The organism is Bacillus sp. N447-1, assembly GCF_022701035.1.
GTDB classification, from domain to species: Bacteria; Bacillota; Bacilli; order Bacillales; family Bacillaceae_G; genus Bacillus_A; species Bacillus_A cereus.
In genome coordinates, this window is sequence record NZ_CP065509.1 from 4,428,926 (window position 1) to 4,448,645 (window position 19,720).

Below are 19,720 nucleotides of genomic sequence, written 5' to 3' on the forward strand. Positions count from 1 at the left end.
AAAGTGTTATGTAAACTGTACGTATGTTTTGACTTTTGGGATGAATCTTGTTGAAATAAAATTGTGGCTTATAAAAAATGTAACAATGAAAGGGAGACGACTGTGCATATTCCAACAACTACACTTCATAATGGCGTGAAAATGCCGATGATTGGTCTAGGCGTATATAAAGCGAAAGAAGGAGACGAAGTAAAGCAAGCAGTAAAAACAGCGTTAGAAGTTGGATACCGTTCGATTGATACAGCAACTGTATATGAAAATGAAAGCGGTGTCGGAGAGGCGGTACGTGAATCAGGAATTCCAAGAGAAGATATATTTATTACAACAAAAGTATGGAACGACGATCAAGGATATGAGGAGACACTCGAGGCGTTTGAAAAGAGTTTGAAAAAATTACAAATGGACTATGTAGATTTATATTTAATACATTGGCCGGTAAGAGGGAAGTATGTTGATACGTACCGAGCTTTAGAGAAATTGTATGAAGAAGGTAAAGTGCGTGCGATTGGTGTTTCTAATTTTCATAAACATCATTTAGAACTATTATTACCAAATTGCAAAGTGAAGCCGATGGTAAACCAAGTGGAACTTCATCCGATGTTGACGCAATTTGAGTTGCGAAATTATTGTCAAGATGAGCAAATTCAAATGGAAGCATGGAGTCCGTTAATGAGGGGCGGAGAAGTATTCCAGCATCCAATCATTCAGGCTATTGCTAACAAATATGAAAAAACACCTGCACAAGTTATATTAAGGTGGGATATTCAAAGCGGGATTGTTACAATTCCTAAATCTGTTACACCATCTCGTATTAAAGAAAACTTTACTATTTCTGATTTTGCACTAACTGAAGAAGAGATACGTCAAATTAACACGTTGAATCGTGATTTACATGTAGGAACGAATCCTGATAAATATGATACGTTATAAAAAAGACTGTCTCCTAATACTGGAGACAGTCTTCTGTTTTATCGGTAATTCGATATTTTTAACGATGCAAAGCATATGTGTCATATTTAACAATCTTTTGAAGTTGTATATATTCTTCTTTCGTTAAAGGTAACTGTTGACTAGCTCGTATATTTTCCTGTAATTGTTGAAGAGAGCTTGCACCAGGTATAACAGCTGCAACAGTCTTATTATGTAAGCAATATTGAATAGCTGTTCCTGTTAAAGAGCGTTCTCCAATCATTTCTTTTACACTTGCTAGAGTTGCATGTAATTCATCGTAAGAATAAGAGAGATAATCCTTTTCCTTTACTCTTTCTATCTTTCTTGCATTATTGTCAGTTAAAATTCCTTTTGCAAGTGGCCCGCGGGCAATGACGCTAATTTGGTGTTCATTTAGAAGGGGGAACCATTCTTCTGGACGACGATTTAAAAGGTTATATTCCATTAGTACACTAACGATGTTTGAGCGTTTTGCATATTCACGAACGACATTTGGGCGTATAGAAGAAATACCGTAATGGCGAATAATACCTTCCTTTTTCAATTCTTCAAAAGCTTCAATTGTTTCATCTATTGGATCTTCAATTGTTCCGCCATGAAGTTGGTAAAGGTCAATATAATCAGTTTGAAGTCTACGTAAACTTTCCTTTACTTCAGTCTTTATGTAAGCTTTAGAAGGATCCCAAGACCAGCCATTTTTTTCTTCTGTCCAACGATTTCCAACCTTCGTTGTAAGTACAATTTGGTCTCTTCTTCCCTTCAAGGCTTTTCCAACAAATTCTTCATTTAATCCGTAATCATATAAATCTGCTGTATCAAAAAAATTAATTCCTAAATCGATCGCTTCATCGATAATATGCATAGCTTCTGTTTCAGATGTACCGAGAGACATACAGCCAAGGCCCATTTCTGTAACAAACAAATCTGAGTTTCCTAATTGACGTTTTTTCATAGGTCAACCTCCTTACCTTTATTGTACGAGAGGGAAAAGAGGTTGACAAACGTTTACTTTCCGCTTCGCATTAACTGCCCGTAAAAGCATGATTAATGTTTCACTTTATTTGCTATAATCCACTCTTGTACAGTTGTATACTCTTTGCTATATTGCTTTAGCTTATGGCGAATTTGCCATGCTTTTCCGACTAAAGTGACGCGATTTGGTAAAATATAAACTTTCATTTCTATCACGCTCCTTTCAATGTGGTAAAATGTATGAGGAAAGAATAGGAAATAGAACAGGGAGATGAAGTAGTATGAGTAATCTTGCAGAGAGAACAGTAAAAACTGAGCCAATTTTTGATGGTAGAGTTATAAAAGTTCGTGTTGATGATGTAGTATTACCAAATGGAGCAATGAGTAAACGTGAAATTGTAAATCACCCTGGTGCAGTTGCTATTATTGCTATTACTGATGAGGGGAAAATTGTGCTTGTTGAGCAGTATCGTAAAGCACTTGAAAAGGCGATTATAGAAATTCCGGCTGGCAAGTTAGAACCTGGTGAAAAAACTGAGGTAACAGCAGTTCGTGAATTAGAAGAGGAAACAGGATATGTATGTGAAAATATGGAGCTCATTACTTCTTTCTATACATCTCCAGGATTCGCAGATGAAATTTTATATGTATATAAAGCGACAGGTTTGACAAGAAAAGAAAATAAAGCTGAGTTAGATGAAGATGAGTTTGTGGAATTAATGGAAGTATCGTTAGAAGAAGCGATTACTCTTATGAAAGATCTTCGTATTCATGATGCGAAGACGATGTTTGCAGTACAATATTTACAACTACAAAAATAAACACTCGCCAAAGGCGAGTGTTTTTTAATTGATTTTTGCATATACACGTGCATCACGTAAGCTACCATCTGGTGCTAGGAAATCATTTTCCATTGTCCCTTCTAGAATGAATTCTAGACGTTCTGCTAAGCTACATGCATTTATATTTGTTGCATCAGTACGAATTTCAATTCTTCTAGCGCCTAGTTTATCAAAGGCGAACTGAATTGCACCTTTAACAGCTTCGGTCATATAGCCTTGTTTTGTATAGGCACTATGTAGCCAGAAGTGAAGTGAAAACTTTGGAATATCCCAGTTTTCAGGCTTTAGTGTAATTGCTCCGATGAATGTACCAGATACTTTATCGTATAAGTGAAAATCAAGTGTTTCACGAAGTAAAAACTGTCCGTGAGCTTCGCGAACAATTTCTTCAGCACTCTCTTCTGTTTCAGCGTTAATTGGTATCCACGGTACTAAGTCTTCTAGAGAAGCTTGGATTGCTTCATATACTTCTGCACCATCACCTGGAAATGGTTTACGAACTTGCAAGCGTTCAGTTTGAAATAATGTTGGAAAATCTAATAATAATGGTTTCAAGAGAAATCCCTCCTATTCTCTACTTTTTAGTTTAGCAAAGTAGAGCGGAATTTCAATGTTAATTCGTCATACTTTTTTCTTTCTTTCATACATTTTTAATAAGAGTGTGAACGGAGGGAAGAAAAATGTGGCGAAAAAATTGGCAAGACCGTGTAATGTCTCACATACAGGAAAACTCTTCATTATATATATTTAACGCTGTTTTATTATTGATGGGAGTAATATTCGGAGCCATTCTCGTGAATAGTTTACAAATCAATCAAAAACAAGATTTATCATTTTATTTACAACGTTTTTTTGGACAAGTCTCTAAAGGAGAATTTGCCATTGCGGGCGAAATGTTTCGAGAAAGTTACTTTTCGCAATTAAAATACATCGGATTTATTTGGATTTTAGGAATTTCAATTATTGGATTACCACTTATTTTTATTTTATTATTTGTAAAAGGAGTTGTCGTTGGATTTACAGTTGGTTTTTTAGTAAGTCAGCATGGATGGAATGGACTATTATTAGCATTTGTATCTGTTTTGCCACAAAATTTAATTATCATTCCAGTCTTTCTCGTTATGACAACCATTGCTGCAAGTTTTTCTTTACGGATGATTAGGCATCAATTTATTAGAAAAATAACCGAGCCACTATTACCATTATTAATCCGTTATACATGCTTCTTTCTCGTAATTGGAGTGGTGTTAGCACTTGCTTCTAGTGTGGAGGCTTACGCATCACCAGTTTTAATGAAAGAAGTCGTTGAGGCTATTAATAAAAAATAAATACTTTTTGAGAATAATTATCAATTTGTTTTTATTGTTTTTTCTTTTGACAGAAGCCCTTCTTCTGATATAATGGTGTAAGAGTGGCGAGGAGGGAGTAGTACCGAATGGAAGAAAGAATTGAACGAATTAAGAAGCAATTACATGCAGCGAGCTACAAATTAACACCGCAACGTGAAGCAACAGTTCGTGTGCTGCTAGAAAATGAAGAAGATCATTTAAGCGCAGAAGATGTTTACCTCCTTGTAAAAGAAAAGTCGCCAGAGATCGGATTAGCAACCGTCTATCGAACTTTAGAACTATTATCTGAGTTAAAAGTTGTCGATAAGATTAACTTCGGAGACGGTGTTTCACGCTATGACTTACGCCAAGAAGGTGCGCAGCGTTTCCACCATCATTTGATTTGTACACAATGTGGTGCTGTACAAGAAATACAAGAAGATTTACTTGGTGAAGTGGAAAGGAAAGTAGAACGAGACTGGAGCTTTAAGGTGAAAGATCATCGTTTAACATTCCATGGGATTTGTAAAAATTGTCAAGAAAATGAAACGGATGAAAAATAACCTTTTCCTATTTATCTAGGAAGAGGTTTTTTATTTGAATAAGGTATAAATTGGTGAAAGCTTGGCATATGTTGTAATAACTTATATTTTGGAGGAATTTACAATGCGCCGAGCTTTAAAATTAACTTTTGATGGAATAAAAGTATTTTTATTATTTACAAGTTGTACGATTTTGTTTTATTTCGCTATACTATGGATAAATGAAGAATATGAAAGCTATCATCGTTATGAAAAACCTAAAGAAGAGACTGTAGAAAAAGTATCAGGGAATGAAGAACCGGCAAAGGATGCTTTCGTAAATAGAATGATGTTTTTCTATGAAAATGGGGAGTAGTGTAGAGTGGAAGATCAATTAAAAGATTTTATTCATTATATGGTTGTCGAAAAAGGATTAGCAAAGAATACAGTAGTATCTTATGAACGGGATTTAAAAAGCTACGTAAAGTATTTGCAAAATGTGGAACAGACGAAAACTTTTCATGAAGTGACCCGTTTACACATTGTTAACTTTTTGCAGTATTTAAAAGAGAACGGAAAATCTTCGAAAACATTGGCGCGTCATATCGCATCAATTCGTTCGTTCCACCAATTTTTACTTCGTGAACGAGCGGTAGAACATGATCCATCCGTACATATTGAAACGCCACAAGGGGAACGGAAATTACCAAAGGTATTATCAGTTGATGAAGTAGAGGCGTTACTTCAAACACCAAAAATGACAAGTGCTTTTGGTATTCGTGATAAGGCGATGCTAGAGTTACTGTATGCGACAGGACTTCGTGTTTCAGAATTGATTGCACTCAATTTAGAAGATGTACATTTAACGATGGGATTTGTTCGTTGCATAGGGAAAGGGAATAAAGAAAGAATTATTCCACTAGGAAGTTTAGCAACGGAAGCGATTCAAAAGTATATTGAAAAAGGAAGAAGAGAATTAATGGGGAAAAAAGTAGTAGATGCACTCTTTTTAAACCATCATGGTAATCGATTATCAAGACAAGGATTTTGGAAAATATTAAAACGATTAGCGAAAGAGGCAAATATTGAAAAAGAACTTACACCTCATACGTTGCGTCACTCGTTTGCTACGCACTTATTAGAAAATGGAGCAGATTTACGTGCTGTACAAGAAATGCTTGGACATGCAGATATTTCAACTACGCAAATCTATACGCACGTTTCAAAAACTAGATTAAAAGATGTATATAAACAGTTTCATCCGAGAGCATAGTTACTATGCTCTTTTTTTCATAGATTAAGAGGGGAAGACCGTTTCACAGAAACTTCACAAACATTTCGTATATTGTTTTCAGCAGAAGACTAGAATATTACAATGTATTTCCTCTATACTAAATAAAGTATAAAGGAGGAAATGATGATGAAAAAACTGATTATAACTTTATTTATCGCGATGCTAGCGTTGGCTGGCTGTAATACAAACAAAGAAGAACCGAAAAAAGAACAGAAACTTGAAGCTGTAAAAGTAGCAGTCCAAACAAATCCGAAAGAAATTAAACCAGGTGAAAAAACAGAAGTACAAGCACTTGTTACACAAGGGAAAGAAAAAGTAACGGATGCCGAAGATGTAAAGTTTGAAATTTGGAAAGATGGCGACGAAAAGCACGAGATGTTAGATGGTAAGCATAAAGGAAAAGGTGTTTATGCAGTAGAGAAAACATTCGAAACGGATGGAGTATACCATATTATTGCTCACACAAATGCACGTGAAATGCACGTTATGCCAGAAGTGAAAGTTGCTGTAGGAAATGCGAAAGTAGAAGATGCGAAAAAAGAAAATAGTGATCACAGTGCAGGACATGGAGATCATAAAAGTGACACAATGATCCATCTTATGGCTGGAGACATAAAGGCAAATGCTGAATCTACAATGAAAGTTCATTTAAAGCAAAAAGAAGAAGCATTAACTGGTGCTGAAGTACAACTAGAGATTTGGAAAGATGGTGTTGAAAAACACGAATTTATTCCAGCGAAAGAAGGGAATAAAGGAGAGTATGAAACGAAACATACTTTCAAAGAGAACGGTGCTTACAAAGTGAAAGTACATGTAAGAAAAGGCGAATTGCATGAACATAAAGAAGAAACAATAGAAGTAAAATAAAAAGTAGCTCTTTAGAGCTACTTTTTATTTTTAATATGAAGAAATAAATCATAAAAAAATTAGCACTTCGTTGCAGAATGGATTACAATAGAAGTGTGAAGAAAATGAGAAATTCTACGAAAATGTATTAAAAAGAAAGCGTAAACATGTTATGATATCAGTATCAGATGTCTGACATCTGACTTAGAAAAAACTAGAAATGTTTTTGAATCGTTTCAAGTAAACGAAATAGGTTAGAAAATGATTTAAAGAAGTACTGTTTGACAATGAGAATTCTTTTGGATAACAGTTTCACTTTATAGCGTTTTGAACATACTACAAGAAGTAGAACTGAACTTATAGGAGGTCGCAGTTATGAATAAATATAAACGTATATTCCTAGTCGTAATGGACTCTGTGGGAATCGGTGAAGCACCAGATGCTGAGCAATTTGGTGATCTAGGATCTGACACAATTGGTCACATTGCTGAACATATGAATGGGTTACAAATGCCTAACATGGTGAAATTAGGTCTTGGTAACATTCGAGAAATGAAAGGTATCTCTAAAGTAGAGAAACCACTTGGATATTACACAAAAATGCAAGAGAAATCTACTGGTAAAGATACAATGACAGGTCACTGGGAAATCATGGGCCTTTACATTGATACACCATTCCAAGTGTTCCCAGAAGGATTTCCGAAAGAATTACTTGATGAATTAGAAGAAAAAACAGGCCGTAAAATTATCGGTAATAAGCCAGCTTCTGGAACTGAGATTCTTGATGAACTTGGTCAAGAGCAAATGGAAACAGGCTCTTTAATCGTTTATACTTCTGCTGATAGCGTATTGCAAATTGCAGCACACGAAGAAGTAGTGCCACTTGATGAGTTATATAAAATCTGTAAAATTGCACGTGAATTAACATTAGATGAGAAATACATGGTAGGTCGTGTTATTGCTCGTCCATTCGTTGGTGAACCTGGAAACTTTACACGTACACCAAATCGTCATGACTATGCATTAAAACCATTCGGCCGTACAGTAATGAACGAATTAAAAGATAGTGACTACGATGTAATTGCTATTGGTAAAATCTCTGATATTTATGATGGTGAAGGAGTAACTGAATCACTTCGTACGAAGTCTAACATGGATGGAATGGATAAGCTTGTAGATACATTAAATATGGACTTTACAGGTCTTAGCTTCTTAAACTTAGTTGACTTTGATGCATTATTCGGCCACCGCCGTGATCCACAAGGATACGGAGAAGCTCTGCAAGAATATGATGCACGTCTTCCAGAAGTATTCGCAAAACTAAAAGAAGATGATCTATTATTAATTACAGCAGACCACGGTAATGATCCAATTCACCCTGGTACTGACCATACACGTGAATATGTACCATTATTAGCATATAGCCCAAGCATGAAAGAAGGCGGACAAGAGTTACCACTTCGTCAAACATTTGCTGATATTGGTGCAACAGTAGCAGAAAACTTCGGTGTGAAAATGCCAGAATACGGAACAAGCTTCTTAAACGAGCTAAAGAAATAGGGGGATAAACAAATGAATCGTGAACTTATTACAAAATCAGCTTCATACTTAAAAGAGAAATTTCAAGAGACACCACAAGTAGGACTAATCCTTGGATCAGGACTAGGTGTATTAGCAGACGAAATTGAGAATGCAGTAACAGTACCTTACAGTGAAATCCCTGAATTCCCAGTATCAACTGTAGAAGGCCATGCAGGTCAACTAGTATTTGGTACACTTCAAGGTGTAACAGTAGTAGCAATGCAAGGACGTTTCCACTTCTATGAAGGATACGACATGCAAAAAGTAACATTCCCAGTTCGTGTTATGAAAGAACTAGGTGTAGAAACAGTAGTTGTAACAAACGCAGCTGGTGGTGTAAATACATCATTTGAGCCAGGCGATCTTATGTTAATTTCAGACCACATTAACTTCATGGGTACGAATCCATTAATCGGACCGAATGATTCTGAAATGGGCGTACGTTTCCCTGATATGTCTACATCATATACAGTAGAACTTCGCGAAATGGCGAAACAAGTTGCAGCAGACTTAAATATTAAAGTACAAGAAGGTGTATACGTAGGAATGACAGGTCCTGTATATGAAACACCTGCTGAAATTCGTATGCTTCGTACACTTGGCGGAGATGCAGTTGGTATGTCAACAGTACCTGAAGTAATTGTAGCGCGTCACGCTGGTATGAAAGTATTAGGTATTTCTTGTATTTCAAATATGGCAGCTGGTATTTTAGATCAACCACTTCACCACGATGAAGTAATTGAAACGACAGAACGTGTTAAAGCTAACTTCTTAGCATTAGTAAAAGCAATCGTAAAACAAATGAAGGGGTGACTTCACGATGAGAATGGTGGACCTAATTGCAAAAAAACGTGACGGACATGCATTAACGACAGAAGAAATTAACTTTATTGTTGAAGGATATACGAATGGTGATATTCCTGATTATCAAGTAAGTTCACTTGCAATGGCAATTTTCTTCCAAGATATGAACGATCAAGAGCGTGCTGATTTAACGATGGCAATGGTAAATAGCGGTGATACAATCGACTTATCGGCTATTGAAGGTGTAAAAGTAGATAAGCATTCAACAGGTGGTGTTGGTGATACAACGACACTTGTATTAGGTCCATTAGTAGCTGCTTTAGATGTACCAGTAGCGAAAATGTCTGGACGCGGTTTAGGACATACTGGTGGTACAATTGATAAATTAGAAGCAGTTCCAGGATTCCATGTGGAAATTGAAAACGATGAATTCATGCGTCTTGTAAATGAAAACAAAATCGCTGTTATCGGCCAAAGTGGTAACTTAACACCTGCTGATAAAAAGCTATATGCACTTCGTGATGTAACAGCAACAGTAAACTCAATTCCGCTTATTGCAAGTTCGATTATGAGTAAAAAAATTGCTGCTGGTGCAGATGCAATTGTTCTTGATGTAAAAACTGGAGCAGGTGCATTTATGAAAACGGATGAAGATGCAAAACGTTTAGCAGAAGCAATGGTACGTATCGGTAATAACGTTGGTCGTAATACGATGGCAGTTATTTCTGATATGAGTCAACCACTCGGTGAAGCTATCGGTAACGCATTAGAAGTTCAAGAAGCAATTGATACATTACAAGGTAAAGGGCCGAAAGATTTAGAAGAGCTATGTTTAACACTTGGAAGTCAAATGGTGTACCTTGCTGGACAAGCTTCATCTTTAGAAGATGCACGTGAAAAGCTAATTGAAGTAATGAACAACGGAAAAGCGCTAGAATCATTTAAAACGTTCTTATCAGCGCAAGGCGGTGACGCATCTGTTGTTGATGACCCTTCTAAATTGCCACAAGCACAATTTAAAATTGAAGTGGAAGCGAAAGAAGACGGATATGTATCAGAAATCGTTGCAGACGAAATCGGAACAGCAGCAATGCTTTTAGGAGCAGGACGTGCAACGAAAGAGTCTGAAATTGATTTAGCAGTTGGTCTAATGCTGCGCAAAAAAGTAGGCGATAGCGTGAAGCAAGGTGAATCTCTCGTTACAATTTACGCAAACCGCGAAAATGTTGAAGATGTAAAAGCGAAAATTTATGAGAACATGAAGATCTCTAAAGAACACGTAGATGCACCAACTTTAGTACACGGTATCGTAACGAAGTAATAAAAAAAGCTGAGGAGATTTCTCCTTGGCTTTTTTTACTATTTTTTGTTTATAATAATAATGGGTGAAATTATGATTAGAATTTGTGCAGTAACAAAAACAGATGAAGTATTATATGATGTTTCTTTAGAAGAAACAAAGAAAGACCATATTGTATGGTATTGGCTAGATTTATATAAGCCAACGAAAGAAGAGTATACATATATTCTGCAAGACCATTTTAAGTTCCATCCCCTTGCAATTGAAGACTGTCTAGAATACGTACAGAGGCCAAAAGTTGATTTTTATGATGGATATAACTTTTTAGTTCTTCACGCGTTTGGAGAAGATGGGCTAGAACCACATGAAATTGATTTGTTTGTTAGTGATCGCTATATTGTTTCTTTCCATTTTTCTCATAATAATGCAATTGAAAGAGTATGGAAAACACTTGGTGAGAAGAGGCGGATTAAGAAAGGACCTTTACATGTAGCACATACGATCACTGATCAAATTGTAGATGATTATTTCGCACCTGTATATTACATTGAAGATCATTTAAATGCGATTGATGATAATTTAACAGGTGAGACAGCAGGAGCCGTACTAGAAGAAGTATTTGATATTAGGGCAGATTTATCTAAGTTAAGACGTACAATTATTCCAATGCGTGATTTATTGTATCGTATTTTGAATTCCACTCGTTTTTACGGTATAAGTGATCATGAGATTTATTTTAAAGATATACATGATCATTTACTTAAACTTACGGAAATGATTGAGGCAAGTCGAGAGTTAACGGCGGATATTCGGGATAGTTATTTTTCATTAAACTCACATCATATGAATAACATTATGAAAACATTAACTGTATTCTCGACTATTTTCATGCCATTAACATTTATTGCGGGAGTATATGGAATGAACTTTACGCATATGCCAGAGCTTGGTGGACAATATAGTTATTTTATTTGTCTTCTTCTAATGGCATTAATTGGCGGCGGAATGATGGCCTGGTTTTATAAAAAAGGATGGTTTAAGTAAAAAAACACCGAGGATTTCCTCGGTGTTTTTTTTCAACCAATAGCATGTAATACAAACATAGCTAAGAATAAGCATGTAATGATATACATAGATGGTGCGACTTCTTTACGCTTTCCAAGAGCAACTTTTAAGATAGGGTAAGCAATAAATCCGAACGCAATGCCATCAGCGATACTATATGTGAGCGGGATCATGACGATAATTAAGAACGCTGGAAATCCTTCTGAAAAATCGTTCAGAGGAATTTGCTGAATGCTTGTAATCATCAGGCCGCCAATAATAATTAAGATTGGTGCAATGGCACTATCAGGAATTAGTTTGACAAACGGAAGTGCAAACAATGATGCAAAGAATAACAACCCCGTAACGATAGACGTCAGACCTGTCTTTCCGCCTGCAGTAATACCTGCGGCACTCTCTACTGTTGATACGGTAGGGCTTGTGCCAAATAGACCACATGTCATTGCTGAAATTGCATTGGCTTGGTAAGCACGTGGGAATTTACGGTCATCTTCTAATAAACCGTGCAGAAGTCCCATGTTCTCAAAAATAAGCACCATGCTTAAGGAGAATGTTGCAATCCAAAACGGTAAGGAAGAAAGTTTGCCAAATGACATAGCTCCAAACACATCCCCGTAATTAGCGAATGAGAATGAACTATTTCCGATTTGACTTGTATCAACAAGGCCAAATAGCCATGCAATACCAGTTCCTATTGCAATCGTCCATAAAAAGTTTCCACGTACGTTACGAATAAATAGTACAAGTGCAATGATAAGAGTAAGCACGGTCGCAAGAACGACAGGGTTACTTAATTTACCCATTGCAACAGCAGTATTTGGGTTCGAAACGACTAAGCCACCTTTTTGCAATCCGATAAACGCTAAAAATAATCCGATGCCGACAGTAATTGCTTCCTTTAATGACTTTGGAATTGATACTGATAGCACGCGAGCGATTGGTGTAAAAGCGGCAATTGCAAAAATAATACCAGAGATAAAGACAGCAGCCAATGCTTCTTGCCAAGTTAGTCCAAGCGTATGCACAGCTGTGTACGTGAAGAATGCATTTACACCCATACCAGGGACAAGAATAGCAGGTGCATTTGCCCAAAATGCCATGAGTAGACATCCGACAAATGAACTGAAAACAGTTGCTAAAATTCCAGCTTCAAGAGGAATGCCAGCATCGGATAAAATTGATGCATTTACAATCATAATATATACGATCGTGAAAAATGACGTAACTCCAGCTAAAACTTCTTGTTTTGGTGATGTTTCGTGTAAACCTAATTTAAATGTTCTTTCAAGTATTCCTTTCATGTTAAACCTTCTTTTTCATATCCCTCTCCCACCCGTGATATCTCTTTCGTAAGAGCTCACCGTCCTTTATTATATCAGAACATCATGTTTTTACAACAAGGAAAATGATAACGTTTACTTATAAATGAAATTATTTATAAATACGTAAAAATTGCCCGTATTGTTGAAATAATTTCTAACTCTCCCGATTGAATAGGCGGGGCTGCTTGCGCATGTAAAGTAGCATAAGACGTAACCTCCCTTGGTAATTGGGCAGATTCTTCAACGAATGAGAGGGGAACAAGATTAATATTTAAATTATATGTACTCGCAATAGCACGAGCTTTTTCTACTGCTTGGTGCAGAGCTTGAATGAGAGCTTGCTCATAATATTTATTTGGATGAGATACTCGGAAACGTAAACCTTTTGCTACATTTGCACCATTTGAAACGGCTATATCATATACTTCCCCAGCTTTTTGTACATTTAAAACGGTAATTTCATACAAATGCTCCACGCGGTATCCTTGCAGCAAGGCTTTATCATTTACATATTCGTATTGAGGAGTAATTGTATAAGAAATCGTCTCTATATCTTTATCGGCAATACCAAGCTGTTTAAGTGCATCCAGCAATTGTTTGGATTGCACTGCATTTTCTTCTTGAGCCTGTTTTACATTTTTATCATCTGTTCGAATGCCGAGTGTTAATATAACAACATTCGGTTTTGCTTTTACAACACCTTCTCCTTGTACAGTAATAGTAGCTTCTTTACCAGTATTAGCAGTGCGTACGTTGTGTAAATAAGGATTCATTCCACCCTGCATTTTCCATCACCATCCTTTTTATATGTATATGTGTGAACAAAAAAGAAATTTATATGAAAAAAGTTACATAAATGAGAATGTTGAGGAAAGAAAGCATATACAACATAGGTATTTATAGATTATAATATGTGTAAATATGATAAAAAAGGGACGAGGCTATTGAACGAAAAAAGAGAAACGCTGATTTTAGATTTATCTGCATCATTTCGAAAAATGATACGTTTATTACAAAATGATATTAATACACGTTTTGCAGAACATATGCCATATAATGAATTTTCTGTATTACGTGCGTTATTTTTAAACAGTCCACAGATGGCTTCGCAAATTGCGAGTGAAGTAAACGTAACCTCCAGTCATATTACAGCTGTTACAGATCGTCTCGTACGAAAAGGATTAGTAGAAAGAAAACGTTCTAATTCAGATCGTCGAATCGTGTACTTAGAAATTACAGAGCACGGAAGAGAAGTAACTGAAAAACTTGAAGCTGTGCGTAAAGAATATTATAAAGAGAGATTTAAAGGTTGGAGCGACCAAGAAATAGAAATGGTCTTAGAACTATTTGGCCGCGTATTATAATAAATGAGGATAGGAAGCGAAAGCATTCCTATCCTTTTTCTTTTGAATAAAAATATTTTGAAACTCCGATACTTTAATTAAAAGATCGGAGGAAAGATTATGAAATATATTGCTGCACTTACCATTTTATTTGGTGGTTTTTTCTGTTTTCAAACATTCACGTACGCAGATACGCCTATCCAAGTAGTGCGAAAAGAAGTGAAGTACATTGAAAATGATAATACAGTCTTATATTCGAAATTATGGGTTCGTTCTATGCAAAACGCAGTATTATTCCACCATAGCGATAATATTCGTAATCGGGACACATTACGTAATGTAACAAGTTCATCGCTTGTTAAAGCGAAGCAACTATCTTTTCAGAAAGCAGCACTTTATATACCGAGACTATCGCAATACGTATCAAAAATAGGGAAAGAAAACATTCAAGTGTACTACATTGCGATTCACTATAATGTGAAAAAAGAAAATGCATATCAATTAGATGGCATGAACTATTTTCTACAAGTATTCGTAAAAGAGCGTGGGGAATGGAAAATTGCCGAAAGTGTAGTTGCCCCGACAGAGCAAATTGTGCAAAATGGTGATGGATTTGGAATGAAAGAAGAGATGGTGTATGGGGATAGGAGAGAGAATTTAAAATAACCTCCTCTTAAAGAGGAGGTTATTTTACACGCCAAGAAAATTTTAATTTTAATAAGCGAGATAATAGTAGGTAGACTATCGTACTGGTCCCTATAAAACCAATATAATAATTTACGATAGAATGACTTCCGCCCGCTGCCATTCCTCCAAACATTCCAATAAAGATTACACAACATATCATACATAGTGTTTTAAGCTTCGGATATAATAGAAAGTTTCCATTTTGTTCATTAGGTGATCTTGTATATAAGTACATTCCTAAAGGGAATAGAATAAGCATATTTGCGATTGGACCGGTAAGTTTTGTTGCTGAAGGAATATATGTAAAATTAGGTTCATCATGACGTACGCCTTGTTGATCAGTATAAGCACGTTGAGGATCGTAATTAAAATTAATATTGAATCCGCGAACTGGCGCTAAAATACTCACTTTTTCTATTCCTGAACCGTAACGATCTACATTTTCCTCCGTATAGACGGTATGATTGGAAGTAAGTCCAACCGTATGAATAGAAATAGCTCCGGCAATTAGAGTCGGCAAAATAAAAGGGAATCCAAGTATAGCAACACTGAAGAATCCTTGTGAAATCATATTACCAGCAATTGTTCCTATGCATAATGCAAGTGTATATATAGCAACTAAGATGATAACCATGTACAAGAAGTAAGTATGAAATGGTGAAAATATTTGATACTTATTATGAAAGGTTGTCTTTTTCATAATAGCAAAAAGTCCCCAATTTAGTATAACGATAGCTACAATATTACACACACCAAAAAGCCATTTCGTTATGAAGAGATGTGTTCGTTTAAATGGCATAGACCATAAAATGTCACTTGATTGATTTTGACGTTCCCATCCAATAAGAATGCAGGCTAATATAATAAGGAGTCCTCCTTGAACCATAATAGCATCGGGAAGTGAAAGTTGATAATTATATCGGTATATATATTTCCATTCATTATGTTCATGAAAATATTTTAATTGCTCGGCAGCTGCTAAATAGTATTTATATGATAGTACATAAAAACTTACTAACCAAAATAGCCAAATAATATATTTACTTTGTTTGTAGGTATGCACCCATAATGCTTTTTGAAACATAGGATCTCTCCTTTAAAAAACTTTATAGTTTGTAAGACGTGATAATATAAAATAAGTGACGATTCCAAATAAAAAGAACCCAACATAGTAACTAAATAATAAATCAAAACGTTTTAACATTTGCCCACCTATTAATGCAAAATAAAAGGTAGTACCCCACATCCAGAGTGAGTTGTATTTTGGGAAAAGGAAAATTTTCTTATTATGTTCATTAGGTGATCGTGCATAAAGAAACATACCAATTAGTAAGCTGGAAATAGTATAGAAGATAGGAACAAGTATTACTTTTGCAGAGTAGTAACTATGAAAAATGGGTCCCCTTTGTATTACTTTTCCATGATCTTCATCTGATTGGACAGTAGGGTGGTAATTATAACTAATTGAAAAGTCTAATATAGCGCTTGAAATGTTGGTCTTTTTATTGAATTTATAAATGTTTTCGAAATTCGTATAACTTTTATTCCCTTGTATTGCCTCAGCATGAGCTGTAAAGAAAAGGAGTAAGAGTGAAAAGATTCCCATTCCCATTATGCAAAAAGTAATGCTGAAGATGCTTTGTGAAATAATACTGCCAGTAAATGTACCTATACATAAAGAGACAGTATAGATAGCGATATATGTGAAAATTGCATACAAGAAATATCGATGAAACGGTTCGAAAGATTGATATTCAAAGTGAATCGTAGATTTATAAATAAAATACATAAGACCCCAATTGATTAGAAATGATAGTACAATGAAAAATCCACCGAAAACCCACTTCGATAAGAACATATCACGTCTTTTAAATGGAAATGTCATAAGTGAATCTCCATTTTGATTACTTCGCTCCCAGCCAATTAATATACAGGATAGGATAATTGTAATAATACTTAACCAAAAGCTATTAGAAGAATAAAAAGAATAATGATAGTAGAACTTTTCTTCACCTATTTTTTCTGGATGGAGAAAGAGAGACTGTTGAGTTTCTGCTGCTTGATAGTATTCGAAAGATAAAAAATAAAGTGAACTGAAGAGAAAAAGTAACGCAGCATATTTCCCACGCTTCCAATTCCACATCCATAACGCTTTATGAAACATATCCATCCTCCTCCAGTGTCGTAACGAAGACATCTTCAAGTGACATTGTTAATTCTTCAATGAGCAGTGGTTGTTCTTTATAAAACTTCTCGAGTGTTGTAGCCACATTTCCTTCAATTAAGATTGTATATACTTTTCCTGTTTGATTTAATATTTTAATATTGCTTAAGTTTTCTAGTTTTTGAGGTAATGAACGCTCGTAAGCTACTTGTATTTTTGCAAATTGTGATTTTGCATCGTCTAGTGACGTAATAGATGCTACAGTATGTCCTTTTAACATAATGATTGTATCTGCAATTTGTTCCACTTCATCTAAATGATGGGTAGAGATGAAAATGGTAATTTCTTTTTCTGCAACTTCTCCAACGAGAAACTGTAAAATCTGTCTTTTAACGATAGGATCAAGTCCGTTTGTTGGTTCATCTAAAATAATATATTCTGCTTTTGCAGCAACAGCTAAAATGATGGCAAGCAGTGCTTTCATTCCTTTTGAATAACTACGAATTCGTTTATTTGGTAAGTTGAAATGTTCTAGTAGTTCATAGAAATATGGTTCATCAAAAGCTGTATAAACTGCTTTATAAAACTTCACGATTTCTTTTACTGTATAACCGTTCAGTATGTTAGTAGAATCCGGAACATATACGATTTTTTGTTTCGTTTCAGGATTCTTATGAATGTCGATATCCTCATATGTAACAGTTCCCTCGTCTGGGTCTAAAATGCCGACCATCGTTCGTAATAAAGTTGTTTTTCCCGCGCCGTTTCTTCCAAGTAACCCGATGATACTACCTTTTTGTAATGTGAAAGAAACATCGTCTAAAATTGTTTGAGTATCAATTGTTTTCTTCAAGCTTGTCACTTTCAGCATCCGTATTTCCTCCAATCTCTTTATAGTATGAATCTATCCAATCATGAATTTTATCTTTCGTAACACCAAGATAAGAGGCTTCTAATAGTAATTGATGAAATTGCTTTTCAACCATAGCGATTTTCCTTTCGTCTAATGTTGGGGTAATCGATTGGGATACAAATGTTCCTTTTCCTCGTAACGTTTCAATAATTCCTTGTCGCTCTAACTCTTGATACGCTTTACTCACTGTATTTGGATTTATAACGAGTAAAGAAGCGAGTTCGCGTACAGAAGGAAGTTTATCACTTGGAGCCAACATGCTTTTCAATACGAGTTCTTTTATATTTTGAACAATTTGTTCCCATATCGGAGTGTTGCTTCTTGGGTCAAGTTGAATATGCAAGAGCAATGTCTCCTTCCTCATATGTATTAAGTGTACTACTATATGTAATACACTTAATACAATATAGGGGACGAATGTATTTGTCAACTGAAAATAATAGAAAAAATTGGTATTAAAAAAAGGAGAATTGGAAAAAATAGGTCTGATATAGAATGGAGGGTTAGTCATGAAGCGAGTTTTTGGAATACTTGTTTGTTTCATGTTATTGCTTTCTGGAACTTCAGTGAGTTTTGCGCAATCTGAAAAAACGAAGCAGGAGAAAACAGAAGAAACAACGCCGAAGTTAGCGGAACAAGCGTCGTCAGCAATCGTAATTGAGCAAGATACAGGTAAAGTTTTATTTGATAAAAACCCAAATGAAAAATTACCACCTGCTAGTATGACAAAGATTATGACAATGCTTTTAATTATGGAACAAGTTGAAAAAGGAAAACTAAAACTGACCGATAAAGTTAGAGCGAGTGAACATGCAGCTTCAATGGGTGGATCGCAAATCTTTTTAGAACCTGGGGAAGAGATGACTGTAAATGAGATGTTAAAGGGTATTGCAATTGCATCTGGAAATGACGCATCTGTTGCAGTAGCCGAGCACATCGCAGGTTCAGAAGAAGGATTTGTAAATATGATGAACAAAAAGGCGAAAGATTTAGGGCTGAAAAATACACATTTTCAAAATCCAACAGGTCTTCCGGCCAAAGACCATTATTCGACAGCAAATGATATGGCTATAATGGCGAGAGAATTGATGAAGTATCCACTTATTCGTAAATACACAGGTAAGTACGAAGATTATTTACGTGAAGATACGGATAAAAAGTTTTGGCTCGTTAATACGAATAAACTAGTACGTTTTTATCCTGGCGTAGATGGAGTAAAAACAGGTTTTACGACAGAAGCGAAATATTGTTTAACAGCATCGGCTGAAAAAAATGGCATGCGTGTCATTTCAGTTGTCATGGGAGCACCAACATCAAAAGAACGGAACAACCAAGTGACGAAGCTTCTTGACTATGCATTTGGACAATATATGACAAAGAAATTGTATACGCGCGGCGAAAAAATTAAGACAGTTCAAGTAGGAAAAGGGAAAAAAGAAAAAGTAGATTTAGTTGCGTCAGATAATGTTTCTCTTCTTATGAAGAAGGGCGAGAATATGGACAAGGTAAAACAAGAAGTAATTGCTGAAAAGAAAGTAAAAGCACCGATTAAAAAAGGTGACGCGCTTGGTACACTTGTTATTAAAAAAGATAAAGATGTTTTATTAAAACAAACAATTGTAGCAAAAGAAGATGTTGCTGCAGCGAGCTGGTGGGAGTTATTTAAAAGAAGTTTTGGGATGTTTTCAACATCAAAATAGCGGCAAATATTTTGCCGCTTTTCTATTCGTATGTAAGTGAATAATGCTGAAAGGTTTCACTTTATGACGAAATAGTTCTTCTTTTGT

General features: G+C 35.5%; 23 protein-coding genes. 14 read left to right on the forward strand and 9 right to left on the reverse strand.

Going from position 1 to position 19,720, the window contains the following annotated elements:
* Positions 1–102 precede the first annotated feature (102 nt).
* Positions 103–930, forward strand: a complete 828-nt coding sequence (locus IQ781_RS22620; protein ID WP_000548005.1) for an aldo/keto reductase — start codon at positions 103–105, stop codon at positions 928–930.
* Between the two features lie 58 nt (positions 931–988).
* On the opposite strand, the gene IQ781_RS22625 is transcribed toward IQ781_RS22620, so the two are convergent.
* Both IQ781_RS22625 and mciZ read right to left on the reverse strand, forming a co-directional pair.
* The gene (locus tag IQ781_RS22625; RefSeq protein WP_000747210.1) at positions 989–1,903 is read right to left on the reverse strand and encodes an aldo/keto reductase; all 915 of its coding nucleotides are present in this window, start codon (positions 1,901–1,903) and stop codon (positions 989–991) included.
* 92 nt (positions 1,904–1,995) lie between these two features.
* Positions 1,996–2,130, reverse strand: a complete 135-nt coding sequence (mciZ, locus tag IQ781_RS22630; RefSeq protein WP_139846712.1) for a Z-ring formation inhibitor MciZ — start codon at positions 2,128–2,130, stop codon at positions 1,996–1,998.
* Between the two features lie 74 nt (positions 2,131–2,204).
* Here mciZ and IQ781_RS22635 point away from each other — a divergent pair, with 74 nt between their 5' ends.
* Positions 2,205–2,744, forward strand: coding sequence for an NUDIX domain-containing protein (locus IQ781_RS22635; protein ID WP_139846713.1), 540 nt, complete (start codon positions 2,205–2,207; stop codon positions 2,742–2,744).
* A 24-nt stretch (positions 2,745–2,768) separates the two neighbouring features.
* Here IQ781_RS22635 and IQ781_RS22640 read toward each other — a convergent pair whose 3' ends face one another.
* Entirely contained in the window at positions 2,769–3,320 is a 552-nt protein-coding gene (locus IQ781_RS22640; protein WP_000803479.1) for a GNAT family N-acetyltransferase, read from the reverse strand.
* Between the two features lie 155 nt (positions 3,321–3,475).
* On the opposite strand from IQ781_RS22640, the gene spoIIM reads away from it, so the two are divergent.
* From spoIIM to corA, 9 genes are all read left to right on the forward strand, one after another.
* Positions 3,476–4,093: a stage II sporulation protein M gene (gene spoIIM, locus IQ781_RS22645; protein ID WP_013142149.1), complete on the forward strand. Its 618-nt coding sequence runs from the start codon at positions 3,476–3,478 to the stop codon at positions 4,091–4,093.
* A 107-nt stretch (positions 4,094–4,200) separates the two neighbouring features.
* Entirely contained in the window at positions 4,201–4,656 is a 456-nt protein-coding gene (fur, locus tag IQ781_RS22650) for a ferric iron uptake transcriptional regulator (RefSeq protein ID WP_000392657.1), read from the forward strand.
* A 103-nt stretch (positions 4,657–4,759) separates the two neighbouring features.
* Positions 4,760–4,990 (forward strand): YqzK family protein, encoded by a 231-nt coding sequence (locus IQ781_RS22655; protein ID WP_001250432.1) that lies wholly within the window; start codon positions 4,760–4,762, stop codon positions 4,988–4,990.
* A gap of 6 nt (positions 4,991–4,996) precedes the next feature.
* Entirely contained in the window at positions 4,997–5,887 is an 891-nt protein-coding gene (xerD, locus tag IQ781_RS22660; protein WP_000390088.1) for a site-specific tyrosine recombinase XerD, read from the forward strand.
* Positions 5,888–6,034: 147 nt separating this feature from the next.
* Complete coding sequence (locus IQ781_RS22665; protein WP_180358741.1) at positions 6,035–6,775, forward strand: FixH family protein; 741 nt, start codon at positions 6,035–6,037, stop codon at positions 6,773–6,775.
* A 354-nt stretch (positions 6,776–7,129) separates the two neighbouring features.
* Entirely contained in the window at positions 7,130–8,314 is a 1,185-nt protein-coding gene (gene deoB, locus IQ781_RS22670; RefSeq protein ID WP_001046079.1) for a phosphopentomutase, read from the forward strand.
* A gap of 12 nt (positions 8,315–8,326) precedes the next feature.
* Positions 8,327–9,148: a purine-nucleoside phosphorylase gene (locus IQ781_RS22675; protein ID WP_001078446.1), complete on the forward strand. Its 822-nt coding sequence runs from the start codon at positions 8,327–8,329 to the stop codon at positions 9,146–9,148.
* A gap of 7 nt (positions 9,149–9,155) precedes the next feature.
* The gene (locus IQ781_RS22680; RefSeq protein ID WP_001243069.1) at positions 9,156–10,460 is read left to right on the forward strand and encodes a pyrimidine-nucleoside phosphorylase; all 1,305 of its coding nucleotides are present in this window, start codon (positions 9,156–9,158) and stop codon (positions 10,458–10,460) included.
* A 60-nt stretch (positions 10,461–10,520) separates the two neighbouring features.
* The gene (gene corA / locus IQ781_RS22685) at positions 10,521–11,483 is read left to right on the forward strand and encodes a magnesium/cobalt transporter CorA (RefSeq protein ID WP_002026281.1); all 963 of its coding nucleotides are present in this window, start codon (positions 10,521–10,523) and stop codon (positions 11,481–11,483) included.
* 32 nt (positions 11,484–11,515) lie between these two features.
* Here the strand turns inward: corA and IQ781_RS22690 are convergent, their stop codons facing one another.
* Positions 11,516–12,805 (reverse strand): NCS2 family permease, encoded by a 1,290-nt coding sequence (locus tag IQ781_RS22690; protein WP_000676247.1) that lies wholly within the window; start codon positions 12,803–12,805, stop codon positions 11,516–11,518.
* Positions 12,806–12,939: 134 nt separating this feature from the next.
* Positions 12,940–13,611, reverse strand: coding sequence for an SIMPL domain-containing protein (locus IQ781_RS22695; protein WP_139846715.1), 672 nt, complete (start codon positions 13,609–13,611; stop codon positions 12,940–12,942).
* A gap of 159 nt (positions 13,612–13,770) precedes the next feature.
* On the opposite strand from IQ781_RS22695, the gene IQ781_RS22700 reads away from it, so the two are divergent.
* Positions 13,771–14,190: a MarR family winged helix-turn-helix transcriptional regulator gene (locus IQ781_RS22700; RefSeq protein ID WP_001003307.1), complete on the forward strand. Its 420-nt coding sequence runs from the start codon at positions 13,771–13,773 to the stop codon at positions 14,188–14,190.
* A gap of 99 nt (positions 14,191–14,289) precedes the next feature.
* On the forward strand, positions 14,290–14,835 hold the full coding sequence (locus IQ781_RS22705) for a hypothetical protein (RefSeq protein ID WP_033696439.1): 546 nt from the start codon (positions 14,290–14,292) through the stop codon (positions 14,833–14,835).
* A 19-nt stretch (positions 14,836–14,854) separates the two neighbouring features.
* Here the strand turns inward: IQ781_RS22705 and IQ781_RS22710 are convergent, their stop codons facing one another.
* Genes IQ781_RS22710 through IQ781_RS22725 form a run of 4 tightly spaced genes read right to left on the reverse strand, consistent with a single transcriptional unit; the run spans position 14,855 to position 18,276 of the window.
* Positions 14,855–15,940, reverse strand: a complete 1,086-nt coding sequence (locus IQ781_RS22710; RefSeq protein WP_000486559.1) for an ABC-2 transporter permease — start codon at positions 15,938–15,940, stop codon at positions 14,855–14,857.
* A 12-nt stretch (positions 15,941–15,952) separates the two neighbouring features.
* The gene (locus tag IQ781_RS22715; RefSeq protein ID WP_139846716.1) at positions 15,953–17,020 is read right to left on the reverse strand and encodes an ABC transporter permease; all 1,068 of its coding nucleotides are present in this window, start codon (positions 17,018–17,020) and stop codon (positions 15,953–15,955) included.
* A complete protein-coding gene (locus tag IQ781_RS22720; protein ID WP_000922164.1) occupies positions 17,010–17,891 on the reverse strand; it encodes an ABC transporter ATP-binding protein in 882 nt (293 codons plus the stop codon). Before IQ781_RS22720 ends, IQ781_RS22715 begins: the two co-directional genes overlap by 11 nt.
* Positions 17,857–18,276, reverse strand: coding sequence for a GntR family transcriptional regulator (locus IQ781_RS22725; RefSeq protein WP_000548045.1), 420 nt, complete (start codon positions 18,274–18,276; stop codon positions 17,857–17,859). Before IQ781_RS22725 ends, IQ781_RS22720 begins: the two co-directional genes overlap by 35 nt.
* A 166-nt stretch (positions 18,277–18,442) precedes the next feature.
* Here IQ781_RS22725 and dacF point away from each other — a divergent pair, with 166 nt between their 5' ends.
* Positions 18,443–19,633, forward strand: a complete 1,191-nt coding sequence (gene dacF / locus IQ781_RS22730) for a serine-type D-Ala-D-Ala carboxypeptidase DacF (protein ID WP_000831998.1) — start codon at positions 18,443–18,445, stop codon at positions 19,631–19,633.
* Positions 19,634–19,720 lie beyond the last annotated feature (87 nt).